This is a genomic window from Neobacillus drentensis NBRC 102427, from assembly GCF_001591445.1.
In the GTDB taxonomy this organism is placed as follows: domain Bacteria; phylum Bacillota; class Bacilli; order Bacillales; family Cytobacillaceae; genus Neobacillus; species Neobacillus drentensis.
Map to the genome: position 1 here is coordinate 1 of NZ_BCUX01000035.1, position 25,609 is coordinate 25,609.

Here is a 25,609-nt window from a genome sequence, read left to right on the forward strand (position 1 = left end):
TCATGCTTTTGTGTTTTTAGAATGGTCGTTCTCGTATATGAGTCTTGCCTTACTTAAAGCTCTCTCAATGAAGGGATCATGCTTTTGTGCTTTTTAGAATGACCATTCCCATATAGTGAGACTTGCCTATGTCCAAAACTTCTCCTTAAGGAAATCATTACTTGCGTAGTTTTGAGTTGGAAGACATTTTGTTGTACCAAAATTAAATAATAAAAGGAGCACATAAAAATGAAAATTTCTGAACAAGTCGCATTTGTCACCGGCGCGAACCGAGGTTTTGGACGCCATTTAGCACTTGAACTTCTATCCAGAGGAGCTAAAGTTTATGCTGGTGCAAGAAATCCGGAGTCCATTGACATTCCCGGTGTAATTCCTGTAAAGCTTGATATTACCAACCCTCAAGAGGTAGCTGCAGCCGCAATGGTCGCTAAGGATGTTACGCTTTTGATCAACAATGCAGGATCGTCTACAGGTGCTTCTTTGATTGACGGAGATCTCGATAAAATACATTTGGAGTTTAATACGCATTTCTTTGGCACACTATCCATGGTTCGTACTTTTGCACCGATTCTAGCAAATAATGGGGGAGGATCGATTCTGAATATTCTTTCCGCATTATCTTGGGTTAGTTCGGGCACTGTTGGCGCGTATACGGCTGCAAAGGCGGCAGAGTGGGCATTGACGAACGACCTACGTTTAAATCTCTATCCTCAAAATGTGAGAGTAGCTGGATTACATGTAGGCTTCATGGAGACAGACATGACGTCGAGCTTAGAAGTTCCCAAATCCAACCCTGAGGATATCGCAAAAATTGCTATTGATGGATTAGAATCCGACAGCTTTGAAATTGTTGCTGATGACGTGAGCCGAAAGATCCAAAGAGATTTTGCAGGTGGTGTACCAGCGATATACCCACATCTCTCCTAATACAAATTACTAATACAGTGATTTGTCCAAGATTTCAAACAAAAGGTAAAAGGACACACGTATACAAAGGGTAACATAATTTGAAGAGGAGTGTACAAAAATGGATAAATTGTGGAGCAAAACGAAAATTGGAAATTTGGAATTACCTCATCGTTTAGCGATGGCACCAATGACACGTAGTAGAGCGCTAGAAGATGGTACACCGGGAGAACTAAGTTCCCTTTATTATGCTCAAAGAGCATCTATGGGATTAATTATTAGTGAAGGTACACAACCTTCTGATGATGGACAAGGTTACTTATGGACACCTGGCATCTATACTGAAAAGCATATTGAAGGGTGGAAAAAGGTTACGGATGCGGTGCATGAAACAGGTGGATTTATGTATATCCAATTAATGCATGTCGGTCGTATTTCGCACCCTGACAATACACCACATCATCGTCAAGCAGTTGCACCATCTGCGATCGCACCCGGTGTAGAAATGTTTACTGCTAAAGGGATGCAGGAAATACCCGTTCCACGTGAGTTAAGTGAAGAAGATATTCAAACGACAATTGCAGACTTCCGAAAAGCAGCATCTGCAGCTATTGAAGCAGGAGCTGATGGCGTTGAAATTCATGGAGCAAATGGTTATCTAATTAATCAATTTATCGGAGTGAATTCCAATAAACGAACGGATAAATACGGTGGATCAATAGAGAATCGTGCTCGCTTTGCTATCGAAATAACGAAAGCAATCGTTGAAGAAATTGGAGCAGAAAGAACAGGCTTTCGTATTTCACCAGGGACACCTCTTGGTGGGATTGAAGAAGGTGAACAAGGTCCTGAAGTTTATCTCCATCTTGTAAAAGAATTAGCTCAATTCAACTTAGCTTACCTTCATGTTATGCATTTAGGAAACGAAACACTGCTCCATGAAATTCGTTCAATTTGGTCAAATCCATTATTAGTCAATCGAGCTGGTCGAGCTCTAGCAGATATTAGTGTAGATATTGATAATGGCGTTGCTGATACGGTACCAGTCGGTGTATGGTCATTAGCTAATCCGGATTTAGTAGAACGTCTCAAAAAAGGGTTTCCTTTGAATGAAGCAGACCGTACAACATTCTTTGGTGGTAACGGAAGCGTGGGTTATACGGATTATCCTACGATGAAAGAATTAACATCTCAAGAGGGGTAAGTATAGCTTATAGGGTGAAGAATTAGAAATTGTGGGAAACAGCTGTCCTGGTAATTAATATAATAAAAGTTTGTGCCGATTTTTTGGCACAAACTGAAAATCAGTGCTTAACGCATGAATTACGTGTATTTGCAGGCGTTTGGTGCATTCTTGGCTATAACCCTTTCAAGCACTGGTTTTTATTTTGATTCACCTACATTCAACGCTAGAGATTGCATTTCATGAAAAGGTACCAAAAATTGTAAAAGAAGAGGATGGAAAAATGAGAGCTGCTCAAATGCAGAAATATTCAAAAGAAATTCAAGTGGAATTGAATGATGTTGATATACCAGAAATTAATAGCCGAGAGGTACTCGTTAAAGTAAAAGCAGCAGGTGTTAATCCATTAGATATCCTTATTTTAAATGGGACTATTCGAATGATTTCTGATTATGCTTTACCAGTAACTTTAGGAAATGAACTATCTGGTGTTATTGAGGCTGTTGGAAAAGATGTTAAGAACTTCCGCGTTGGTGACCACATATATACGAGGTTACCGGTTAATCAAATTGGAGCTTTTGCTGAATATGCGGCTGTCAATGAAGATGCTATATCGATTATGCCTAAAAATCTATCTTTTATTGAAGCAGCAGCTGTTCCTCTTACTGCTTTAACTGCTTATCAAGCATTGAATGACGTACTCGATGCTGAGCCTAACAAAAAGTTATTTATTCCTGGAGGAACAGGTGGATTTGGTGCAATGGCAATCCCTATCGCCAAGTCAATGGGGTTATATGTTATTACAAGTGGTAGTGAAAGAGGCAGATCACGTACACTGTCGATTGGAGCTGATAGATTTATTAATTATAACGAAGAAAATTATGCCGATGATCTATCTAATATAGATTATGTTATCGACACTTTGGGAGTAAAAGAGATAAAAGCAGAACTTGGTATTTTAAAACCTCAAGGGAAATTAGTATCGTTGAAAGCAGTCCCAAATTATCGTTTTGCAGTGGAGAATAATTTTCCAATGTGGAAAAGATTATTGTTTGGATTAGTGGGTGCTCAAGTAGATTTTTTAGCACGTAAAAATAAAAATGAATATCACTTTTTATTCGTTCAAGCAAGTGGCAGTCAATTACAAGAAATCACTAATCTTGTTGAAAAAGAAAATATCACGCCTTCAATAGATTCAATATATAATTTTACTGACATTAACGAAGGGTTAATTAAAGTTTCTACTGGACACTCACAAGGTAAAGTTATTATAACCTTCTAAACAAAAATTATAGTTGTTAAACTATAAGGGGCTTTCCTTTTATAGATGTAGCTGCCAATAGGGTGGCTTTTTTATTTTATGTTGTAACAGGTGCACCATTCCTGTAATAAAAAAGTGGAATATAAAGTTTGTGATGAAATGTACTTAAAGTAACGGGGGCGATACTTCAAGAAGGAAATCGCCTTTTTCCTTTTCGCAGAAGAAAGATTGTGAAAGTTTGTACTTAAGCTATCGAGCAGGTTAGTTCAAGAAAAAAACACAAAAAGTGTCAATGCCGAGGACTGAAAATGTTATAATTTAGTAAAGGTGTGGTTGTATGAAAGATGAAAATCAACCTTTTAATAATGTAATAGACCATTTTAACGAGATTGAAGGAAACGCTGGTAATCCTGCCAATACTAAAATAAACAAGTTGCCAAAACCATTAAAATACTTCGGATACTTTATGATTGGTTTTATTTCATTATCCATTCTATTAGTGTTCATTTTAAATTTATTTAATTAACTGATACTGAGCTTGGCTGCCATTCTAGGCGGCTTTTTTTTATTAAGCTAACTGGGCAGGTTAGCTTAAGAAGACTTTAATATTTTTACACTTGTTGTGTTTGGGTGCTAAAATAAACAAGGACAACATTGACTACAGCATCAAAATAGAGGTGTAAGAATGAAATTAGATGAGTTTACAATTGGACAAGTGTTTCAAACTAAATCATTAAAATTAACAAAAGAAGATATTATGAGGTTTGCAGGTGAATTTGACCCTCAATATATGCATTTGGATGAGGAAAAAGCAAATCAAGGAAAGTTTGATGGAATTATTGCTTCTGGTATACATACGTTAGCCATTTCTTTCAAACTTTGGGTTGAAGAAGGTTTCTACGGTGAGGATGTCATTGCTGGAACACGGATGAATAATATTAAATTTATTAAGCCTGTGTATCCTGAAGATGAATTACATTTAAACGTTGAAGTAATTGATAAGAAAGCAACAAAAGATGAAACAGGTATCCTCACTGTATCGTTATCTACCTTTAACGATAGAGATGAAAAAGTTTTTGAGGGTGACCTGTCCGTATTGATAAAGCGATAAAGAATAATCGAATGTCTCTCACTAATTTAAGCAAGGATCATACTACGTTACTTAAGGAGTGGTAAAAAATAAAAACGAGAGAGGAAGCTATTAATTACTGTTTGAATTTGGAAAACACATATGAAGACTATCCATTTAAAGATAAGAATTGGACATTAATGCGACATAAAGAAAGTAAGAAAGTCTTTGCCTGGATTTTCAATAGAGAAGAACATATTTGGATTAATCTGAAGTGTGAGGCAGGTTGGTTGGACTTCTATCGTCAGAATTACCCTTCAATAGTTCCAGCTTTCCATCTTAATAAAGAACATTGGAATTCTCTTATTCTAGACGGTACCATTCCAGAGGAAGTTATAACTGACCTGATTAGACGAAGCTATAATTTAACGAATCAAAAAAAGTAATTATCCATTACTAATTGATAAACTTAAAAAATAATTATTTGATTTTAAATGGTTTGCTCTTTTGCAACCCTTTTATATTCAGTAAGTTTGTGAAAAATTTCACTTAAGCTAACGGGTGCGATTGTTCAATAAGGGCAGTAGCTTTCCTTGTTCCACTAACGGGGCAGTTTAGTTGAATAAGTATTCAAAGAATTCTATTAAAAAAACCAACAATAACAGACATTGAAGTGGTAATATTTAATAAAAACGGGGTCGTAGGATGAAATTGAAAAGTGCGGTAATTACTATTATATTTTTTATCTTTCTTGGAGGTTGTAGTGATACGGAAGAACCAAAAATTCAAGATAAAAACCTGGAAGAAGCATCGATGAATTTTGAGATGAACAATGTTAAACCTTTTTTACAACGCATTAGCCCATTAGTTGAATCAGGTTTTTCAACAGAAGAAATTAACCAAGTACAAGAAAAGTTAGAAAAAATGGAACCCGATGATGAGTATGAGATTGGTAGATTCGATATAGTTTATCGAGACAAAAAGACGCCTCTTATCATAAAGGCTTTTATCGATAGTCCTGAAGCACCTGATGTTTATATCTTTACAGAACCTGATTTAGCTAACCAGATACAAGAAGAAATGATTAAGTTTGCAGATGAATTGGAAGCTGGTAATTGAAAACTATGACCTACCTTCTTCAACTAAACCAGCTAATAGTTTGTCAACATTTTTCAATAAAAACTTATAATATTTCATGCTATACTAAATATGTGCATGCCAAATAACCTTCCTTATTTATACTTTTGGAAGGTTTTGTGTTATTTAAATATATTTTTCATTTAGGCTAAATCTTGGAAAGTTGTATTATTTTTTAAAAGTGCATATATCCATTGTAAGAGCTTATTAGCACATGCTATTACAGCTACTTTATAGGGCTTTCCTTCCTCACGTTTCTTCTCATAGAACCCACGTAACCTCTTATTACGCGGGATGATATCATCAGTCGTTTTCTTTTTGCGACAATCACGAATGGCACATCGAACAGCCATATATAGGGCATGCCGTAATCTACTTGATCCTCTTTTAGTTATCCTGTTAACCGTTCCTTTGAATCTACCAGATTCAAAGATACTTGGGTCAATTCCTGCAAATGCAACGAGCTTTTTTGGGTGATTAAACCGATCAATCTCACTAATTTCAGAAAAAATCGTTGCCGCGATTTTTTCTCCGATACCTGGGATTGATTGAATAATCTTATATTCTTCAATTTCTTTTGCCAGAGCATCTATCTCGTCTTCAAGCTTAGATAGGTGCTTTTGGTATTCTAGAAGCATCTCTATATACATTTCTAGGGTTAGAATATGGCTCTGATACAGGGTTTTCTGAAAGGGATTTTGAACTGCGGCAGCTATAAGTTCCTTTGCCTTTGTATTAGTCCATTTACTAGAACGACTTTTACATAGTTCGTCAATCTTAGTGGCTATTGTTTCTTCACTAACTGCTAAGACATCTTCAGAAGTAGGATATTCTAATAAAGTAAGTAAAGAAACCACTGAATATAAGTCCCCAAAAACTCCTCGATATTCAGGGAATACTTGATCAAGCACTGCTTGAAATTGAAGTTTCGTTTGTACATAAATACCTGTTATATTTTCGTGTTGTCTTGTTAGATTACGAAGGTTTAAGAGTTGAATCCCACGTTTTTTATATGGTTCTAACTCCTCTTTATAGTACAGCTGGCAAAGATGATTCGCATCGATTACATCTGTCTTTACCTTTCGTAAGCTTGAGCTCTTTGCCCGATAAGAAATAAGTGGGTTAACGATAATAAGTAAATAACCTCTATCCTCAAAATACTGTACAACAGGTGTATGATAATGTCCCGTAGATTCTAAAACGACCGGAGGTCGTATCCCTGTTACGCTTTCTACTTCTTTAAGAAATTGGTGTAAGGTATCTAGTCCCTCAAGGGTATGTGCTACTTTAAAACTTCCTTTGTATGGGATTTTTTTATCCAAGAAAGCTTGAACCTGACTTTCCTTTTGCTACATCCAGACCAACCACTGGATTCATTATTTATCTCCTCCAAAATAAAATTACCGGTACCCCTAATCCTTCTTGCAGTATCATAGCTTCGCTTGTTATACGAGATCAAAGTCCCAACCAGCCTCAATCATGTTTCTACAAGTAGGGGGCGAACTGTTTAGTTGACGGGATCTAAGCCCCACGGGTGCTTCCGTTCTACCCAGGCTACCGTTATAATAAAACCAAATAAAAAAAGGTCAACCAGAAATATCTGGCTGACCTTATAATACGAACGGGTGCTTTAGTTTAATAAGAATCAGGTATTTCTAATAAAGAAAACTTGCCAATAATGTGGCAAGTTTTGATTTTTATTAGCCATTACCAATACCAAAACTACTGTCATTTCGGCACAAATTTTTAGAAAAGCACCTCAAAAAGGAACCCTTTACGGTAAGATAAGCGCCTTTTAATTTACCCAATTCCTGATTTTTACAGCCCAACGGTAAGATAAACGCCTTTTAATTTACCTCACCCTCGATTTTCACAGCCCTAGGGTAAGATAAACGCCTTTTATCTTACCCAACTCACGATTTCCTCTGCCCTGCGGTAAGATAAACTCTCTTTTCTATCGTTAGTAAACCTTATCACCGTTAAAGATGGAATTCTTAACGACCACATAATCTACATTCCGGATGGCTGCTAATTTATTTCCTCCCGCGTAAGAAATAGAAGATTGGAGGTCTTGCTCCATTTCAATTAATGTTTCTTTCAAAGAGCCTTTGTACTCAACAAACATTTTTTTGCCTTCTACATTTCTCTTTTCCCCTTTTTGAAATTCCGAGGCAGATCCAAAGTATTCTTTATAACACTTACCATCCTTCTCGATGGTTTCACCTGGAGATTCTTCATGTCCAGCAAATAAGGAACCAATCATCACCAAGGCTGCCCCGAAACGAATCGACTTGGCGATATCCCCATGGGTGCGGATCCCTCCGTCCGCAATAATTGGCTTACTTGCCGCCTTTGCACACCATCGCAATGCAGCTAATTGCCATCCGCCCGTCCCAAATCCAGTCTTAATCTTAGTGATACAGACCTTCCCTGGTCCAATCCCAACTTTGGTCGCATCCGCACCCGCATGCTCTAATTCTCTGACTGCTTCAGGAGTTCCGACATTTCCTGCAATCACAAAACTGGAAGGTATGTACTTCTTAATATGCTGAATCATTTTGATAACTGCATTGGAATGGCCATGGGCGATATCAATCGTTATGAATTCGGGTGAAATCTGTTCTTCTGCTAATTGTTGGATGAATCGGTACTCTTCCTCTTTAACCCCAACACTAATCGAGGCCAATAAACCACGGGATTTCATATCTTTGATAAAAGATAATCGCTTATTTGGTTCAAAGCGATGCATGATATAAAAGTAACCATTCTCCGCTAAGTAAATGGCAATCTTTTCGTCAATAATCGTCTGCATATTTGCAGGCACCACCGGCAGCTTAAAGGTATGCCCGCCTAAAGCTACAGTGGTATCACACTCCGAGCGGCTATTTACGACACTTTTTGCCGGAATCAATTGAATGTCTTCATAATCAAATACATTTTCCATTATTGTCCTCCCCGAAAACAAACCGTTGCAAGGATAGGGTTTTCGGTTTCAGTTGGTCTTATGCATACACCTAATTTAATATTCAAAACCAAAGGGATTTTTCAAAAGATAGTGGAAATAGATAGGAGAGGGGATTTAATCCCCTGGTAAAAAGGAGTGGAGAAGACAATGAAATCGAGAGAGGATTATCCATATATTTACTTTTTCGCGGAGCCAAATGTCGTTTTTGTTTATAAAATTGAAGGGGATAGCTATGTCACTGTATCAAATTTGTCGGAGGAAGGGAATTGGGAAACGTATGAGCTCAGTCTATCTGATGAATTTGAGAACTTTAATCATGAAGCAAATATAGCCCTTGAAGGTAGGGGTTATTTTCTCCGCCAGGACGATATCAACTTTATGGCCGGAAAAATCAATCGACTGATTCAAAGTCAGCGAAAAAGAAAAGCCCTTTCATACGAGGAAAAGGGAGCGGTCCATCTTGTTTCTTCCGAATCAACCGCTGGCGCATTAAGATTTGGACTAGACCGGCCAAAGACAGTGATTGCTTTCCACGCTCTTTTTTCCATTGGACCAGTATGGAAGATGGATCAAAAGATCGGCCAAGACTCTCGTCACGAATGGTTGAACGAGAATATTAATATGGAGCAGGCTGAATATGAATTCGAAAATAATTTTTCCAAGACGCTGTTAGAAATAGAGGATATTCCCGAGTTTATGCCTATTTATATTTGGACGGCCAATAATGGCAATGAACAAACGGGTCTCCGTTTTATCCTTCATTTATTAAAAGAGAAAGATAATGATATTTTTTTGATTAATACGACTGAACTTTATCATCAAAAGATCGACCCCGAGAATGAAATGCTCTACTCCAGTATGCTTCATCCCGATCAGTTAAAACTGCTACTAGAACAAGCACAATCTGCAAATCCATTGTCGTATCAGGAACGAATCCAGCTCCAAAGAGAATGGGAAGATCTGGCGCAAACGAAAGATGTCCTTCGCCTATGGAAGAATGGCCGAGTTACCAATGTGACTGAAGATTATTTTGATGCTCTCATCCTAAAGACAATTGACCATTTACATAAGGAGCAGCAAACCAAAGATTTTATTAGGACGGGAAAAGTAATTGGTGAAACGATGCACCAGATGGACGAAATGGTGGGTGACTGGTATCTGGAATATCGAATCAGGCATTTAATTTATAACGGATTCCTGGAGCTAAAAGGGGTACCTAGATCGATGCGGCATTACCGAGTAAAATTACGCGAAAAATAGTTAAGGTGCTGCTTTTATCACTTATTTCTAAAAGGTTGTTTAATTTAACAATTCGCTCAATGAAATAATAATTCGCCCGAAGAGATAAATCGATAAATAATAAAGCTAAATAAAATAGACAGCAAAATCTTGTTCCTTATCAATTTTTTATAAAAGAGTATGAAGTAAGATAAAGTCATACGAAATCAAGGAGGAATGAGAAAATGACGAAAGCAGTTTTTCAATTAGAACCATTAACATGTCCATCATGTATTAAAAAGATAGAAACAACGCTCAATAAAACTACCGGAGTGGAATCTACACGAGTGCTATTTAATACAAGTAAGGTGAAAATAGAATTTGATGAAGTTCAGGTGAAAGCAAGTAAAATAGAGGAAACTATAAAAAAATTAGGATATCCGGTTCTTTCATCAAAAGTTTCTTAATGGGGGGAATAAATGATGGAGACCATTAACAAACATAAAAACCATATCACCGCTATCTCATTTGGTTTGCTCTTGATTGGTTTTTTAGCGAGTATCATGGGAAGTGGTGAAATTAGCGATCTTGCGCTAATCATTGCTACTATTCTAGCAAGCATCCCCATTTTCGTGAAAGCTTACCAAGCATTGAGAATGAAAGCTTTTAGTATTGATTTATTAGTAAGTATCGCCGTACTGGGCGCGGTTTACCTCCAAGACTATACCGAATCGTCTGTGGTCACATTTCTCTTCTTGTTTGGTGACTATTTAGAAGCACGTACATTAGAGAAAACACGCTCTTCATTAAAAGAACTGGTTGATATGGCCCCACAAGAAGCCACGGTCATACGAGGAGGGGAAGCCGTGATCATCCCAGTCGAAGCAGTAGTGGCAGGGGACCAAGTGATTGTTCGTTCAGGGGGGAAGGTTCCAGTTGATGGAAGGATTCTTTCTGGGCAAGCAGCTTTAAATGAAGCTGCGATAACGGGCGAATCTATCCCGGCAACGAAAAGAGCGGATGACCGCGTTTTTAGTAGTACAATGGTAGATAATGGATATATTGAAATTATCGCTGAAAAGGTAGGAAATGACACCACTTTTGCAAAAATTATTGAACTCGTCGAAGAAGCACAGGAGTCAAAAACGAAAACTGAAAAGTTCCTTGATAAGTTTTCAAGTATATATACACCTGCAATCGTTATCTTGTCTATTTTAGTTTATGTGATCACAAGGGATCTAAGATTGGCGATCACCTTTCTAGTAATTGCATGTCCGGGTGCCTTAGTCATCGGTGCACCAGTTTCAAGTGTCGCTGGGATCGGAAATGGCGCAAAAAATGGGGTCCTTGTGAAAGGAGGGGAAATCATCGATACCTTCTCCAAAGTAGATATGATTATTTTTGATAAAACAGGAACACTAACAAAAGGGAAGCCCGAAGTAACAGCTATTAAGACGTTTACTAAAAGGTCAGAAAATGAACTTTTGGGATTGGTTGCTCGAGCCGAGACCATTTCTGAACACCATTTAGGGCAAACCATTGTGAAAGAAGCACTGGCAAGACGGTTACATGTTCCTTTGAATAGTGCACCAGTAATGGGCGAAGTCGTTAAGGGAAGTGGAATCCTCGCAACCATTAATGGCCATACCCTAGCTGTAGGGAACCGTAGATTGATGGATAGTAACCATATACCCCTTTCACAAGAGGCTGCCGAGTATGCGGAAGGTCAAGAAAAAGCAGGAAATACGGCTATTTTTGCAGCAGTTGACGGTGAGTTGGAGGGGATTATCTCGATTGCCGATCAAATTCGAGAGGATGCCCACGCAGCCCTAAAAGCTATGAGAAACAGTGGAATAAAGAAGATGATCATGTTAACGGGTGATAACCGACATACGGCGGAATTGGTAGCCAGGAAATTAGGATTGGATGACTATTTTGCCGAGTTAACTCCAGAAGATAAAGCCAATTATGTAAAAAAACAAAAAGAAGCAGGTCATGTGGTTGCTATGGCAGGTGATGGAATAAATGACGCACCAGCTATTGCGGTGGCCGATATAGGTCTAGCGATGGGCGAGGGTGGAACGGATGTAGCAATGGAAACAGCGGACATTGTTCTTATGGCAGATAAATTAATGCAAATGTCGCATGCGTACTCTTTATCCAAAGCAACGATGCGAAATATGAAACAAAATACCACTCTTGCTGTCTTGACTGTAGTTGTTTTACTAATTGGCGTTTTGATTGGGTCCGTCCACTTGGCCGCTGGTATGTTCATCCATGAAGCAAGTGTATTACTAGTAATTTTGAATGCGATGAGATTAATTCGCTTTAATAATAGAAGAACAAAAGAGTCTAGGAAGGTACCTGTTATCCATCCATATGAAATCTAAAAGCAAGGAGTGAAGGAAATGGTCGAAACGAATTCCAATCACTGTAACAATACCGATTCCAAAGGAACACATAAAGTGTGTGTTTCTTTGGTGCCGATTTTTAATCATTTAGAAGAAAAACAAATGAACGAGATCATGATGACGACAAACTCCGTTTCTTACAAAAAAGGAGAAACTGTTTACCAAGCCGGGGACAAATCAGACTCTCTTTATATTGTAAACAAAGGGAAAATAAGAATTTACCGGTTAGCTGAATCAGGAAAAGAGCAGTTGGTACGTATTCTCAATCCGGGCGATTTTACGGGAGAACTGGCTTTATTTAATGAAGCCCTTCACGAATCTTTTGCTGAAGCAATGGAAGAGACCCAAGTTTGTATGATCAATCGTTCAGACTTACAGGAGTTTCTATTAAAATACCCTTCTATTTCATTGAAAATATTAGCGGAGTTTTCAAATCGATTGGAGCAGTCAGAAAAACAAACGACTCGATTTGCAACCGAGAAAGTAGACACAAGAATTGCTCTGTTCTTAGTAGAATGCCTGCCGAGTGGAGGCCAATCACAAGAGGTTAAACTACCGATGAGTAGAAAAGATTTAGCCTCTTATTTGGGGACGACGCCCGAAACGATCAGCCGCAGGTTAGCTGACTTAGAAGCAGCGGGTTTAATCAAACAAAAACCGCACAAAATCATTGAAATATTAGATTTAGATGGACTGCTCCTTGTGTAAAGGAGCTTTTATTTTGGCTATCCGGCGCCTTTTATTGTCGGACGGCGCTTTGAACTTCAGTCAATGGAAAAATAAAATATGACTTAGGGCGAACAGTGGCTGTAACTGTTCGCCTATTTTCCTTTCTTTTAATCGAATTTGTAAATAGGAAGTCAATTGGCATTGAAATGAAAGTGTTTGATTGTTAGACTAAATTAGAACTTAATCCTATTTTTAAAAGGGGATACATCGATGATAAACGAAGATAATGAATTGAATTTAGTAAATATAGCGATTGAGAATGCTCCTGCCTGGTTAAATGATGACCTAGAATCTATCGCAAAAAAGGAGAAAACCAAACTCAGAATAAGCTTTGTGATTTCCGAACTTTATTCGAGATATACATTTAGCTATCGGCATATTACAGCATCTATGAATCAAAGTTCAGAATGGTCCACGACTGCCCGCGAAAGATTGAACTTCATTGATAACAATATTGACTTGATTCAGTACATGATCAAGAGGATGGAAGAATAATAAAAAAGCTGGTTTCCTTTCTGAACTTAGGAAAAACCAGCCTTTTTATTTGCTCAAACATGTAAAATCTGTTTAACCATTTGGATAGGGTCAGACTCCCATTAAGGTGAGGTAGTGGTAGTCTGCCCTTTTTTTGAAAATTTTAATTCTAGTTTTTCGCTTAAGAAAGTGGAGCCAAGTACCAGGATGCCGCCAATCATTTGTATCCATGTCATGCCTTCATGTAAGAAAAGCGCGGCGATGATTACGGCTGAAATCGGATCAATATAACTAAGCACAGCAATCGTTTGCCCTTTGAGCTCTCGAATCGATGTAAAATATAAAAAATAAGCCAACCCGGTATGCACAATACCAAGGATTAAGATAAAAATAATCGAAGTAGAGTTTAAACCAGTAAAATGAAGATTTCCCTGCCAAAGGATATAGGGAAGCAGGACCAAAGCGGCTGCCATTAATTGCACTAACGTGGTTTCAAACCCGGATAAATTTTTGATGAATTTGTTCATTAAAATCACACTTGCATATAATGCGGCCGCTACAAGACCATAGAGAATACCTGCGATATGATTCTGCGAACTGTCAGTACTACCCGATCCAGGATTAACGATTAAAAATAGACCAATCATTGCGGTGATGATGCAAAAAACTTTTACACTCGTTAGTTTTTCTTTCAGAACCCAAGGTGCTAAAATCATCACAAAGATTGGCGCAAAGTAATAGCTAATGGTGGCATTGGATATCGACGTAAACCGATAGGCTTCAAATAAACATATCCAATTAAGGCCAATCGCCGCCCCTGATAATAACAGCAGCAGGGCATTATCTTTTAATGCTTGATAAGATGGCTTTTGTTTGACAAGGAAACTAACAATCAGCAGAAAGAGACTTCCGATTACCCCTCGTAAGAATGCAATTTCACTTGAAGATAGATCAATCTTTTTGACAAAAACGCCAATGCTTCCAAAAATAAGCATGGTCATGATAAGTCTCATTTTCCCTTTCAAGTCGATTTCCCCCTATTTCTTAATCCAAAAACAAAATGAATTATGTACTTTTATCTGCCTATTAAAAAAGCAAAACTCCTTTATAAAAGAGCTTCCTCTTAAGACAACATATTACCATTATACAAACGGAAGTAGGTGGAATAAAACTCCTCTTTTTAAATAATTGGACAGGTTTAGGTTGTTTGCCTTTACACATAAAGGACTTGCTTCATATTTTAAGAGTAAGTTCATTTATGAAGGAGGATTTACATGCAATTAGATTATCAGCAAGCGCTTCGTTTAAAGGGGCAAATGATAAAGTTTAAAAATAGCCAAGGGGAATGGTCCATTGGAAGAGTTGTAAAGGTAAAAAATGATGGTCTTGAGATTGAAGAATTAAATTCTTCAAGTGCTAATGATGGATACGGATTTGGCTTTTTTAATCGGAGACCGTTTTTTAGACCGCCATTTTTTAGAAGATCATTTTTTAGACCCCCTGTTTTCTTCCCATTTGTTGGATTTGGATTCTCACCTTTCTTCTTTTAATATCTAAAAAAAACATTGGGAGCTAAATCCCAATGTTTTTACTTTCTAAAGAGATGGACTCGACTTTAGTTTTAGGCATTTTAACATTCCCCGTCATAATTCCACCTAAAATAAGAACAACTCCGAGCCATTGTGACAGGCTTACGTCCTCGGCTAGGACAAGTGATGACAAAATAACAGCAACGGGGAGTTCTGAGGCTGTTAATATGGTTCCAAGTCCTGGGCCGATATGCTTCATTCCTATTGAAAATAAAAGCGGCGGCAAGGCTACTCCAAATAACCCAAGGAACAATCCATACGGTGCTACTCCCATTAAAACGGGTAAATGGATTAAATCCGTTGGCGTGAAAAACAAGAAAACAGTAATCAGACCACCAGTGGAGAGCAGAGCGCTTTTCTGTACAGGAGGTGTATCTTTTTCCACCGATCCGCTAACAAAGATGAGAGCGGTATACGTTAATGCAGAAAGCAGTCCCCAAACTGTCCCCCGCCATGATATTTCGACGCCACCTTCAGCAATAACGCCTGCTGCTAGAATGGAGCCAATGATTAGAATACCAATCGAAACTATTTTCCCGTTGCTTGGTATTTTTTTATAAACAATCCACTCAAAAAAAGTGCCAATCCATACAAATTGAAATAAAAAGATGATCGCAAGTGAAGCATCAAGAGTTTGCAGTGACTGATAATAAAATACACCTGTTAAACCAAGTGGGATTCCTGATAAAAGTAATTTACCTATTTTAGATAGCGTCAGTTTTTTCTTTTTCGAAAAAAGAGCGACCACCCATATGAGCAGGGTCCCAAGTAAGTATTGAGATCCTGTTACCTGTGTCACGGTAAAACCGGCCGAGTAAGCAAGCTTTACAAAGGTTGATAATACTCCGTAACAGCATCCTCCTAAAAAAACGATGAGTGCGTACTGCCAAATTTTCATTTTTTCTACTCCTTTCAGTCCATAAAAAAAGCCACACAGCTCTCATGTGAAAGCTGTGTGGCGAAAATAGAGATACCTCTAGAAAAGTCCACGAACAAATAAATTTTGATATTTAATTTAACTTTGTTACTTTAAAACAAATGAAAATGAATGTCAATGAAAATTTCTCTCAAAATAGATCGTCCCTATTGAACGGTCTATTTTGTTATGCCTTCCTAAAAGCCATACCTTCCTTTGTTATAAACATGAATAACGTAAATTGTATGAAATGGATGATTTCAATTCATATTAAATGAAAGGAGGCATCAAGGAAATGAATTTTACTTGGTTATTTGGGCTATTATTATTATCTCAGCAAGTGAATATGCCAGACGGTTTATTAATCACTAACAACGGGCACCCTTTATCGGTTGTTAATTGTACTGATTTATCGATTAACTTACCTGGTCTACCTATTATTAATACAGAAAAATTAAATAAATGTATGGATCAAATTGATAAACATGTTTCGAAAATGCCTAAAAATGCAATGAAAGATGAGTCCGGAAAAATTATACCCGAACAAGTTGGTAATCGCTTATATCGTCAAAGGTTTACAGAAAAAGTTTTTTCTTATTATTTTAACAATGGTTCGTCTAAAATAGAGGTCCCCTTACTTTCCATTTATCCTAGAGTTGACAGTGAATTACTTGGAAATATCCAAAATGAAAAAATTGGAAAATATGTAACATCCTTCAACGCGTCTAACAAAGGACGAACCAATAACATTTATCTTGCAACAGAGGCTATTAATAATTTTGTTCTTTTCCCAGGTGAAATATTTTCCTTCAATAAAGTTGTTGGAAAAAGAACAGCAGGAAAAGGATACTTGCCTGCACCTGTGATCCTAAGAGGAGAATTAGCAAAAGATATTGGCGGTGGAATCTGTCAGGTATCATCTACCCTATTTAATGCAGTAGATAATGCCGGATTAGAAGTTACTCAGCGTTCCTCACACAGCAAAAAGGTAACATACATTCCACCTGGGCGGGATGCCACCGTTAGTTGGAATGGACCAGATTTTGTTTTTAAAAATAAATACAATCAACCAATTCTAATACAATCAAAAACAGAAGGAAACAAGTTAACCATCGAGATATATTCTTCAGATGTCATTAACTATATTCCTAAAAAAGTGCCACACCTTCCTTATGATCAAAATCACCTACCCAAGTAAAGTTACTTGGGTCAATCTTCATATAATAAAGTAAGATTGTTTTTATCTTTTGCACATAAAGGCCCCTAAAACTGGAAAACTATATAAAAGTTGGGGGTGGTTTAAATTGAAGAAAAGAATCGTCAAGACGCTTTTTAAGAAATTCAATACAGAACCACAATTTCAGGAACAGTCCAATACAAAGGATATTGAACGAAAAAAACAAGATATTAGCAGCAATTATGATCAAAATATACAGACATTTAAGTCCATGTTCAGTGTGCCTAAAAATACGGATATCAAAGTTCGCGAGTTTACCATCCGTGCACTCAATCGCCGTGCCTTTATTATTTTCATCAGTACAATGGTTGACGTACAAAGAATTCAGGAAAGCATAGTGGAACCGCTGCTTGAAAATGAGCTGACTACAGGGAAAATAAGAGATATCGTTTCATTCCCAATCGAAAGTACAGCCACCATTATTGGGGAGATTACGGAATTTATAACTGGCGGGATGACGGCACTTTTTATAGATGGAGATAACCAATGCCATTTATTTGAAACAACCAATATTCCCGGACGTTCCATAGAGAAGTCAGATAATGAAGTGATTGTAAAAGGGGCAAAGGAAGCCTTTAACGAAAGAGTCATTGATAATATTGCCTTACTCCGTAAAAAAATAAAAAACGAAAATCTGATCGTGGAGTCTCAGGTTATTTCAAAGCGATCAAGAAACGATGTATTTCTTGTCTATCAAAAGGATCTTGCAAATGATGAACTACTTCAAACCATAATAGATAAGTTAACTTCGCTTGATACCGATAGGATTCTCGATTTAAGTATCCTGGAGCAATATTTAGAAGAACGACCATGGTCGCTATTTCCAACAATACTATATACCGAACGTCCTGACCGTGCCGCCTCATTCATTGAGGAGGGTCACATTGTTATACTCATGTCCAATTCACCAAGCTGCTTGATCCTGCCGGCAACCTTTTGGTCCTTAATGCATTCACCGGAGGATCATTACTTGCGTGTACCGTATGGTAATTTTATTCGGTTATTGCGACTACTTGCTTTTATTGTCGCTGTTTTTTCCTCTTCTTTTTATATTGCAATCACAAACTATCATGTAGGAATGATTCCACCAGATTTGTTAATGGCGTTCGCAGGAACGAGGGAACGAGTTCCTTTTCCATCCATTATTGAAATCTTTATGATGGAATTAGCTTTTGAATTGATTCGGGAAGCTGGATTACGTGTGCCATCCCCTATTGGTCCAACCATCGGGATTGTAGGTGCCTTAATTCTAGGTCAAGCTGCCGTTCAAGCGAATATCATTAGCCCAATTGTCATTATTGTCATTGCCTTAAGTGGCTTGAGCTCATTTATTATTAGTGACTTAAGCATGAATTTTGCGGTTCGCATCACACGCCTTTTGTTAATACTTTCGGCAGGTTTTCTAGGCGTTTATGGGTTGACTGCCTTTTGTATGGCCATTCTCTTTTATTTAGTTTCAATAAAGTCATTTGGGACACCTTACTTTGCTCCGATGACACCGCATTTCTTCTCTTCAAAGGATCTTATAGTTCGTCATCTTCCAATAAAAGAAAGGTTTCGCCCTGGTTACTTAAAACCAAAGGATATGGTTAAACAAAGAAAGGAATAAAAATATATGAAGCAGCAGCTTGGAAAACTTGGCCTTCGTGAATATATTTCCATAGCTATTTTAATGGTAGGTGCAAAGGCGACGGAAGATACACCAATCCATCTATTTAGTAAAGTACAGAACGCATCATGGATGATTCCGATCCTATCAGCAGGGATATTTTTTATTCCGCTCTTTTTATTACTAAAAACCATGACGCTGTTCCAAGACAAAGATTTATTTTCCGTTATTCAAAAATTGCTTGGAAAATACCTTGGTTTTATGGTATGCCTGCTTATCTTTTTGATTAGTTCCTATGCCATTTCGTTTGATACAAGGTCCTATGCAAATATTATCCGAACGTTTTATTTTACAACCACACCGAATCTCATTATCTATGCCCTCTTAATGGTCGTTTGCACATATGGTGCTAGAAAAGGGATCCAGCATATCGGCTCGGTTGCTTACCTTGTCATTTACCTGTCCGTGTTCTCTTTGTGGTTTGCTTTAGTTTTATGTACTCAAAAAAGTACATTTCAAGCTATATTTCCAATCTGGGGCCCTGGTAAATTAGAAATTTTGAAGCAAAGCTCTCAAAAGTTGACTCTTTTTGCTGACTTTTTTCTGTTTACCATGTTGATTCCATTTCTTACATCCATTAAACAATATAAAAAAGGTACGTGGTTTGCCTTTGTATATGTCAGTCTCCAAATTAGTGTGGCAATTCTTATTTACATATGTTTGTTTGATGTAGGTATGGACGGATTAGCTTATCCGTTCCATACAGCTATTCGTTTTATTTCAATTGGTTCCTTCCTGCCAAATGTTGAAATCATCTTTTTTGTCACATGGTTAATGTCTGCTTTTATTCGCTTTACTGCATTTCTCTATCTAAATAGCCTTATGTTCGGTCACCTTTTTAAAATAAAAGACTTTGAATACGTCATTCCATCACTTGCGACCATTTATTTATTGATTGGAAGTATACCTGAAGCAGCAGTTAATGCGAGCACAGAATTCAAAGCGTTATCCCTAAATATATCCGGTCCTGCGTTTGCTGCGATTTCGATCATTTTATGGTTAGCGGCACTGTTAAAAGGAGAATTTAAACGTGAAAAAAACAGGAACAGTATGTAATTTATTAATGTTTCTATTTATTGTTTGCCTATTAACAGGCTGTTGGGATAAAGAGGAATTGGAAGATAAAGCCTATGTGATTGGGTTGGGAATTGATCATTCAAATCATAAAGGACAAATAAAAGTGACGTTGTTACTTGCTAATCCTGAAGTTGGGAGTATGCAAGGCGGCGGTGGTTCGACAGAAAAGCCTAGAGAAATCATCACTTTTGATGCTAATGATTTCATTGCAGCGAAAGGGACGGCCAATGCGATTATTTCACGCAATATTAGTTACGAATTATTAAAAATCATTGTTGTTTCGGAGGAATACGCAAAAGGCTCCGGTTTTCTTACGACTGTTTCCGATGTTCAAAAGGATAAAGAGATTCGACTTGATGGTCATTTAGCGGTATCGAAAGAAAATGCAAGTGAGTTTTTTTTGAAAAATCGTCCAAAAATGGAAACAAGACCACATAAGTACTTTCAATATATGATTAATCATGGGATTGAAAATGGTTTGATTCCAGATTCGACCTTATTTCGTTTTTTTAACACAACCTATAGAGAGACTGAACTCTATTTGGCGATGTACGTATCCGCCGAAAAGAATAAGCATCCTAAAGTACAACGGGAAGATGAATACATGGCGGGTCAAGTGAATGCAACTGGTGAGCTTGATGATACCCAATTTATGGGCGCAGCGGTTTTCAGGAATGGCGTGATGATTGGGAAACTCAACGGTCAAGAAACACGTATAGTTAATATTCTTGATGATACCACGAATATCAAAGATATATTGATCGATTTACCAGATCCTTTTTCGAATAAAAAGAAACAGATCTCGGCTAGAATCTTAAAAACAAAAAGTAATAAAGTAAAAATGAACGTGAAGAGTGCCAGGTTAAAGATTGATATCACAGTACCTTTAAAGATTGAAATTATGTCAAACCCATCCATGGTCGACTTTGCGGAGAAGAAGAACCAACATATAGTAAAAAGACAAATAATTAATCATCTCAAAAAAGTAAATGAAAAGTTTTTTAAAAAAACCCAAACGAAATTAAAAGGTGTACCATATCCCTTATCCATGTATGCACGAAGGTATTTTGGAACCATTCAGGAATATAAAAAATTCAATTGGCGAAAATCGTACGTAAATGCTGATATACGTGTGCACCCCAATATTCAAATTATTGATTATGGGAAACAAACAAAATCACTGAAAAGGTAGGGTAGAAGGATGGGTCTTTTTATTTATGTTAGTCTATTTAGTATTATTGCCTATACTTTTGGATTGGCTGTCTCCTTATGGAAGGGCAAACAAAAGATGAGTGCAGTGGCCGTTTTATTCCTAACCCTTTGTATAGTCATCCTGCCTTTCTTCTCGATATTATAAACTGCGAACGGTGTCAGGCACCGTTCGCAATTCGCTGATTGTAAGTAATAGATATATATTTAAGGGAGCATCTGGTGCTCTTCCTAAGGTACCGGCTCCGCCTACGCCTAATACCATGATAGCCACGCGTGCTATCCCCTCTAACATGTACTATAACGCTTGATTATTAATAAATTATTACCTTGATATTAATATTAGTTAACTTTCCACGTTTCTAAGATCAAATAGCTGATGATTGATCGCAACGGTATGCGGATAGACATCTTTGTACACCTGATAGAATTCTTTATAGCGCTGAACATTTTCTGGTTTTGGTTCATAGACTTTATCGGCTTTTATGAACAACTCTGCACATTCTTGAAGAGAAGAGAACCAATTCAACCCGGCTGCAGCAATCATTGCGGCCCCCATACCTGGTCCTTGTTCATTTTGCTGCTTTACGACTCTTGCATTAAAGACATCGGCTTGAATTTGCAACCATAATTCACTCTTCGCACCGCCGCCAATCGAAATGACGGTGTCGATGGTCTTGCCATAGTTGCGGAAGATTTCGACACTCTCATTAATCGAGAAAACAATTCCTTCCATAACCGCCCGAGTAAAGTCACCTTTTTGGTGAGAGCCATCAATTCCAGTAAAAGTTCCTCTGATTTTTGCATCCGCATAGGGAGTGCGTTCACCAACCAAGAAGGGAGTGAAAATCAGTCCATTTGCTCCGATTGTTGATTGGGCGGCCTCGTCTAGCAGACTGTCGAATGATTGATCCTTGGCGAAGGTGTCCTTAAACCAAGTTAAGCTATAACCGGCTGCAAGGGTGACGCCCATCGTATAGTAGGAGTCCTTTTTTCCATGATTGAAAAGATGAACCTTCCCACCGTAGTTTTTATTTTTATCGTTCTCATAGGAAAGGAACACACCGGATGTTCCGATACTGCAAAGGGCTGTTCCTTCGGATAAAATACCTGCTCCAATCGCACCGCAGGCATTGTCAGCTCCGCCTGCAAACACTTTTGTTGCTGAAGATAAACCAGTAAGTTCTGCAATCTCTGGTAAAAGCGTTCCGACGTAGTCCTCAGTTTCCACTAATGGAGGACAAATGGTGGAAGGGATTTCGAACGTCCGGAGGATATCGGCGCTCCACGACTTGTTAACGATATCTAACATCAGCGTACCAGCGGCATCTGAGTAATCCATGTTTATTTTTCCCGTTAAACGATAGCGGAGATAATCCTTTGGAAGTAGAAATACGTTTGTCTTTTCTAGATTTTCAGGTTCATTCTCTTTTACCCAAAGAATCTTTGGAAAAGTAAAGCCCTCTAGCGCAGGATTCTTGGTAATTTCAAGCAGCTTGCCGCCTAATTGCTGATCTATTTTTTTACATTGTGGCGTGGTTCGGGTGTCATTCCATAGAATCGCATTTCTAATTACTTGATGATTTTCATCGAGTAAAACTAACCCATGCATTTGGCCGGAAAAACTAATTCCCTCAATAGCATCAGGGGGTATGTTTGATTCAGTTGCCAACTGTTGTAAGGCAGCGATAGTTTTTTCAACCCAATCTTCAGGATCTTGTTCGCTATACCCGGGCTGCTGTTGGATTAACGGATAGTCTTTTGAAACTGAATAATTGACGATGCCTTCTTGGTCAACGAGTAGCACTTTAACGGAGCTAGTCCCTAAATCTACTCCAATTACATATTTCATAATGATTCCCTCACTTTTTTATTAAATTTTGCCTTCTATAAACAAACGCCATCCTTCATTTTTTACAAAGGATAGCGTCTAATACTAATTTAAGCTGCTTTTTTCCAAGTCCCTTCCATTTCCTCCAAAGTTTTTCCTTTCGTTTCAGGCACGAACTTCCAAACGAAGATGGCAGAAAGAACACTCATTACTCCGTAAAAACCATAGGTTACAGTGCCGCTATATTCCATCATCATTGGATACGTTGAGGAAATAAGATAGTTAGCGGCCCACTGTGCTGCGACTGCAATCGCAACGGCACGTCCACGAATATTATTGAGGAAGATTTCAGAAATCAAAACCCAACAGATTGGACCCCAAGACATCATAAAGGAAGCAGTATACACGATAATGAAAATTAAAGTACTTACTCCGATTAATTAAAATAGGCTAGACTAGAAACCCCAAACATACCAATAGCCATTCCGACAGAACCAATAGTTAATAATGGTTTACGGCCCCATTTATCGACAGTCATAATCGCTACCAGAGTGAAAACCACGTTGATTAATCCCATAACGGTTGTCTGTAACATCGAAGCATCTTTCCCGGCACCCATGCTTTCAAATATCCTTGGTGCATAATACAAAGCCACATTAATTCCAACAAACTGTTGAAATACCGAAAGCAAGATTCCAATCACGATCACTGTTTTTCCGTATGTAAATAGTTTCTCAGAAGAAGCATCTACTGTTTGTTTAATTTGTTGTAAAATTGACTTTGCTGCGGCAGAGCCATTAATTTTTGTAAGAATAGCAAGGGCCTTATCATCTTGATTTTTCAAAGATAAATAGCGAGGTGTTTCAGGTACCATTAGTAAAAATAACCCAAACAATAGATTTAGTTAACAACATCTACAGCTATCTTAGTGATACTCCAAACTGGATTCGCTGATTGAACCTCGAAATTCGCCGATTGGATGCAAGGATTCGCCGATAGAACCTCAAAATTCGCTGATTGAATGCAAAAATTCGCCGATTGACCCTCAAGATTCGTTTATTGATCCCAAAGATATGCTCATTGAAGAGATATATCGATAAATAATCAAAAATACATAAATGCCGGAATGTATTTTTCACAAAATATCGTTTTTTATGAGTAATTACAACGAAACAGGCAATAAAAAGAGTGCAACTCCGTCTTAAAGAGGTGCACTCCTAGTTAGTTTTCGTATGTACCAAGCTAGTAAGTAATAGATCTATATATTTAAGGGAGCATCTGTTTATCGGGTGCTCTTCCTAAGGTATCGGCTCCGCCTACGCCTAATACCATGATAGCCACGCGTGCTATCCCCTCTAATAGGTACTATAACGCTAAATTATTAATAAACTATGAACTGGATGTTAACCATTAATTAATATTAATATAGGTTATACTGGCCTAAAAACTAATCAAACATTTGATTAGTATAATATCCACTTATTCTAAAGGAATCCAAATTTCCGAGTAGTAATCAGGACCCCAAGGATCTCCTGCAAAATAGACTTCTAAATCAGGTGCGCCCGCATGCTTGTAATCGTTCGATGGAAACCAGTCAGAGTAGATTTGTTTCCATGCATTCTGGATTGCCTCAGGCATGGGGCCATGAACTTCAAATACACCCCACTTGGAAGCTGGTATCTCGAGATTCAATAAACCTTCCGGAGTATCACCGTTATATTCCGTAGCAATCCAGTAATCCATTAATTCTGACTGTGCGTCTTGTTTAACAATACATACCCCAAGGACGCCCTTAATTTCTCCGTTATTCAACTTAAATAATAAGTCATTGGTTCCATCTGCATGAACATCAGCCCACATTTTTGGGATCTCAATTAAGTTCGCTCCATTGACACATGATATCTCACGTTTGATCCCAACCACTTGGAAACTTTCTCTTTCGATAATTTTGTATTTCATCGGTACTGCTCCTCTCCGTGTTATTATCCAGTCCAACACAAATATTTTTTAAAACGGGTAGACCTGATAAGTTAGAATACCAACAATGATTCCTGTAATCAATCCAAAAAATACTTCTGCAGGTTGATGCCCTAACAGTTCTTTCAGCTTTTCTCTGGATTCTGTTTTCTTCAACTTCGGGTTTTTTAAAGTATCAATTAAAAGATTGAAATCGGCTAATAATGTATTTAAAACCTCTGCATGATAGCCTGCATGTCTTCGAACTCCAGTCGCATCATGCATGACAATTAGTGAAACAATCACAGAAATCGCAAATTCATTCGAATGGAGTCCTGAAGTTAATCCAATCGCTGTGGTTAATGAAATAATTGTTGCTGTATGTGAACTAGGCATGCCGCCAGTGCTAAACATCAAGTTCCATTTTAATTCCCCTGAAGCAATATAATGTATCGGGATTTTTACGAATTGGGCAATAAACATGCCTAAAAGGGCTGCTAAAATGGGATAGGATAAAAACATATAAACCTCCTGATTTGGGTTTGTCCTTTGAACTTAAACTACTATTACACAATTTTACCAAATCATACGGAAGCTCGCTATATTTTCCACATGAGGCCTTAAAGGGGAAGAAGCCTCAAACCAAAAATAAGTTTCACCTTTTTGTCAAATATGAGTGGACATTTCTAAAATGAAACCGCTATAATTAAATTATGAAACAACGTACCACGATGTGGAACAAAAAAGAAAACGGATAGCAGTTAAATATAAG

25 protein-coding genes and 2 pseudogenes are annotated in these 25,609 nt (G+C 37.8%); 18 read left to right on the forward strand and 9 right to left on the reverse strand.

The genetic code is table 11. The features are described 5' to 3' along the window. Positions 1–228 precede the first annotated feature (228 nt). The 7 genes from BDR01S_RS16730 (at position 229) to BDR01S_RS16760 (ending at position 5,538) form a co-directional block, all read left to right on the forward strand. On the forward strand, positions 229–927 hold the full coding sequence (locus BDR01S_RS16730; RefSeq protein WP_066250726.1) for an SDR family oxidoreductase: 699 nt from the start codon (positions 229–231) through the stop codon (positions 925–927). 100 nt (positions 928–1,027) lie between these two features. Further along, positions 1,028–2,110: an alkene reductase gene (locus tag BDR01S_RS16735; protein WP_066250729.1), complete on the forward strand. Its 1,083-nt coding sequence runs from the start codon at positions 1,028–1,030 to the stop codon at positions 2,108–2,110. A 262-nt stretch (positions 2,111–2,372) separates the two neighbouring features. Beyond that, on the forward strand, positions 2,373–3,371 hold the full coding sequence (locus BDR01S_RS16740) for an NADP-dependent oxidoreductase (RefSeq protein ID WP_066250732.1): 999 nt from the start codon (positions 2,373–2,375) through the stop codon (positions 3,369–3,371). A gap of 316 nt (positions 3,372–3,687) precedes the next feature. Then, positions 3,688–3,876, forward strand: coding sequence for a hypothetical protein (locus BDR01S_RS26075; protein WP_066250735.1), 189 nt, complete (start codon positions 3,688–3,690; stop codon positions 3,874–3,876). Between the two features lie 159 nt (positions 3,877–4,035). Beyond that, positions 4,036–4,461, forward strand: coding sequence for a MaoC family dehydratase (locus BDR01S_RS16750; protein WP_066250738.1), 426 nt, complete (start codon positions 4,036–4,038; stop codon positions 4,459–4,461). 68 nt (positions 4,462–4,529) lie between these two features. Beyond that, on the forward strand, positions 4,530–4,865 hold the full coding sequence (locus BDR01S_RS16755; protein WP_066250745.1) for an MmcQ/YjbR family DNA-binding protein: 336 nt from the start codon (positions 4,530–4,532) through the stop codon (positions 4,863–4,865). Positions 4,866–5,124: 259 nt separating this feature from the next. After that, a complete protein-coding gene (locus BDR01S_RS16760) occupies positions 5,125–5,538 on the forward strand; it encodes a hypothetical protein (RefSeq protein WP_066250748.1) in 414 nt (137 codons plus the stop codon). A 161-nt stretch (positions 5,539–5,699) separates the two neighbouring features. On the opposite strand, the pseudogene BDR01S_RS16765 reads toward BDR01S_RS16760, so the two are convergent. Together BDR01S_RS16765 and guaC are read right to left on the reverse strand one after the other, a co-directional pair. Continuing rightward, a pseudogene (locus tag BDR01S_RS16765) lies at positions 5,700–6,933 on the reverse strand (IS110 family RNA-guided transposase). Between the two features lie 583 nt (positions 6,934–7,516). Then, the gene (gene guaC / locus BDR01S_RS16770; RefSeq protein WP_066250751.1) at positions 7,517–8,500 is read right to left on the reverse strand and encodes a GMP reductase; all 984 of its coding nucleotides are present in this window, start codon (positions 8,498–8,500) and stop codon (positions 7,517–7,519) included. A 156-nt stretch (positions 8,501–8,656) separates the two neighbouring features. Here guaC and BDR01S_RS16775 point away from each other — a divergent pair, with 156 nt between their 5' ends. The 5 genes from BDR01S_RS16775 (at position 8,657) to BDR01S_RS16795 (ending at position 13,374) form a co-directional block, all read left to right on the forward strand. Then, positions 8,657–9,781, forward strand: a complete 1,125-nt coding sequence (locus BDR01S_RS16775) for a DUF1835 domain-containing protein (protein ID WP_218007879.1) — start codon at positions 8,657–8,659, stop codon at positions 9,779–9,781. A gap of 203 nt (positions 9,782–9,984) precedes the next feature. Beyond that, entirely contained in the window at positions 9,985–10,206 is a 222-nt protein-coding gene (locus BDR01S_RS16780; RefSeq protein ID WP_066250759.1) for a heavy-metal-associated domain-containing protein, read from the forward strand. A gap of 12 nt (positions 10,207–10,218) precedes the next feature. Further along, on the forward strand, positions 10,219–12,129 hold the full coding sequence (locus tag BDR01S_RS16785) for a heavy metal translocating P-type ATPase (protein WP_066250762.1): 1,911 nt from the start codon (positions 10,219–10,221) through the stop codon (positions 12,127–12,129). 18 nt (positions 12,130–12,147) lie between these two features. Next, positions 12,148–12,858, forward strand: coding sequence for a Crp/Fnr family transcriptional regulator (locus BDR01S_RS16790; protein WP_066250764.1), 711 nt, complete (start codon positions 12,148–12,150; stop codon positions 12,856–12,858). Positions 12,859–13,089: 231 nt separating this feature from the next. Beyond that, a complete protein-coding gene (locus tag BDR01S_RS16795) occupies positions 13,090–13,374 on the forward strand; it encodes a hypothetical protein (RefSeq protein ID WP_066250767.1) in 285 nt (94 codons plus the stop codon). A 101-nt stretch (positions 13,375–13,475) separates the two neighbouring features. On the opposite strand, the gene BDR01S_RS16800 is transcribed toward BDR01S_RS16795, so the two are convergent. Continuing rightward, the gene (locus BDR01S_RS16800; protein WP_157406199.1) at positions 13,476–14,378 is read right to left on the reverse strand and encodes a DMT family transporter; all 903 of its coding nucleotides are present in this window, start codon (positions 14,376–14,378) and stop codon (positions 13,476–13,478) included. 249 nt (positions 14,379–14,627) lie between these two features. On the opposite strand from BDR01S_RS16800, the gene BDR01S_RS16805 reads away from it, so the two are divergent. Continuing rightward, a complete protein-coding gene (locus BDR01S_RS16805) occupies positions 14,628–14,903 on the forward strand; it encodes a hypothetical protein (RefSeq protein ID WP_066250769.1) in 276 nt (91 codons plus the stop codon). A 22-nt stretch (positions 14,904–14,925) separates the two neighbouring features. Here BDR01S_RS16805 and BDR01S_RS16810 read toward each other — a convergent pair whose 3' ends face one another. Beyond that, positions 14,926–15,840, reverse strand: coding sequence for an EamA family transporter (locus BDR01S_RS16810; protein WP_066250772.1), 915 nt, complete (start codon positions 15,838–15,840; stop codon positions 14,926–14,928). Positions 15,841–16,153: 313 nt separating this feature from the next. On the opposite strand from BDR01S_RS16810, the gene BDR01S_RS16815 reads away from it, so the two are divergent. From BDR01S_RS16815 to BDR01S_RS25840, 5 genes are all read left to right on the forward strand, one after another. Beyond that, a complete protein-coding gene (locus tag BDR01S_RS16815; protein ID WP_066250774.1) occupies positions 16,154–17,056 on the forward strand; it encodes a VanW family protein in 903 nt (300 codons plus the stop codon). A 106-nt stretch (positions 17,057–17,162) separates the two neighbouring features. Continuing rightward, positions 17,163–18,704: a spore germination protein gene (locus tag BDR01S_RS16820; RefSeq protein ID WP_066363261.1), complete on the forward strand. Its 1,542-nt coding sequence runs from the start codon at positions 17,163–17,165 to the stop codon at positions 18,702–18,704. A gap of 6 nt (positions 18,705–18,710) precedes the next feature. Continuing rightward, positions 18,711–19,820, forward strand: a complete 1,110-nt coding sequence (locus tag BDR01S_RS16825; RefSeq protein WP_066250776.1) for a GerAB/ArcD/ProY family transporter — start codon at positions 18,711–18,713, stop codon at positions 19,818–19,820. Then, positions 19,795–21,033, forward strand: coding sequence for a Ger(x)C family spore germination protein (locus tag BDR01S_RS16830; RefSeq protein WP_066250779.1), 1,239 nt, complete (start codon positions 19,795–19,797; stop codon positions 21,031–21,033). Before BDR01S_RS16825 ends, BDR01S_RS16830 begins: the two co-directional genes overlap by 26 nt. Positions 21,034–21,042: 9 nt before the next feature. Beyond that, complete coding sequence (locus tag BDR01S_RS25840; protein WP_157412950.1) at positions 21,043–21,198, forward strand: hypothetical protein; 156 nt, start codon at positions 21,043–21,045, stop codon at positions 21,196–21,198. Here BDR01S_RS25840 and BDR01S_RS26530 read toward each other — a convergent pair. The 5 genes and pseudogenes from BDR01S_RS26530 to BDR01S_RS16850 all read right to left on the reverse strand — a co-directional run bounded on the left by BDR01S_RS26530 (position 21,193) and on the right by BDR01S_RS16850 (position 25,359). After that, positions 21,193–21,324 (reverse strand): hypothetical protein, encoded by a 132-nt coding sequence (locus tag BDR01S_RS26530; protein ID WP_268874693.1) that lies wholly within the window; start codon positions 21,322–21,324, stop codon positions 21,193–21,195. The two genes, BDR01S_RS25840 and BDR01S_RS26530, sit on opposite strands and share 6 nt — an antisense overlap. A gap of 72 nt (positions 21,325–21,396) precedes the next feature. Then, a complete protein-coding gene (gene xylB / locus BDR01S_RS16835) occupies positions 21,397–22,902 on the reverse strand; it encodes a xylulokinase (protein WP_066250782.1) in 1,506 nt (501 codons plus the stop codon). Positions 22,903–22,991: 89 nt separating this feature from the next. Next, positions 22,992–23,779: pseudogene (locus BDR01S_RS16840) on the reverse strand (sugar porter family MFS transporter); the annotation flags it as partial. A 581-nt stretch (positions 23,780–24,360) separates the two neighbouring features. Beyond that, on the reverse strand, positions 24,361–24,840 hold the full coding sequence (locus BDR01S_RS16845) for a GyrI-like domain-containing protein (RefSeq protein WP_066250785.1): 480 nt from the start codon (positions 24,838–24,840) through the stop codon (positions 24,361–24,363). 48 nt (positions 24,841–24,888) lie between these two features. Next, the gene (locus tag BDR01S_RS16850) at positions 24,889–25,359 is read right to left on the reverse strand and encodes a divergent PAP2 family protein (RefSeq protein WP_066250787.1); all 471 of its coding nucleotides are present in this window, start codon (positions 25,357–25,359) and stop codon (positions 24,889–24,891) included. Between the last annotated feature and the right edge of the window lie 250 nt (positions 25,360–25,609).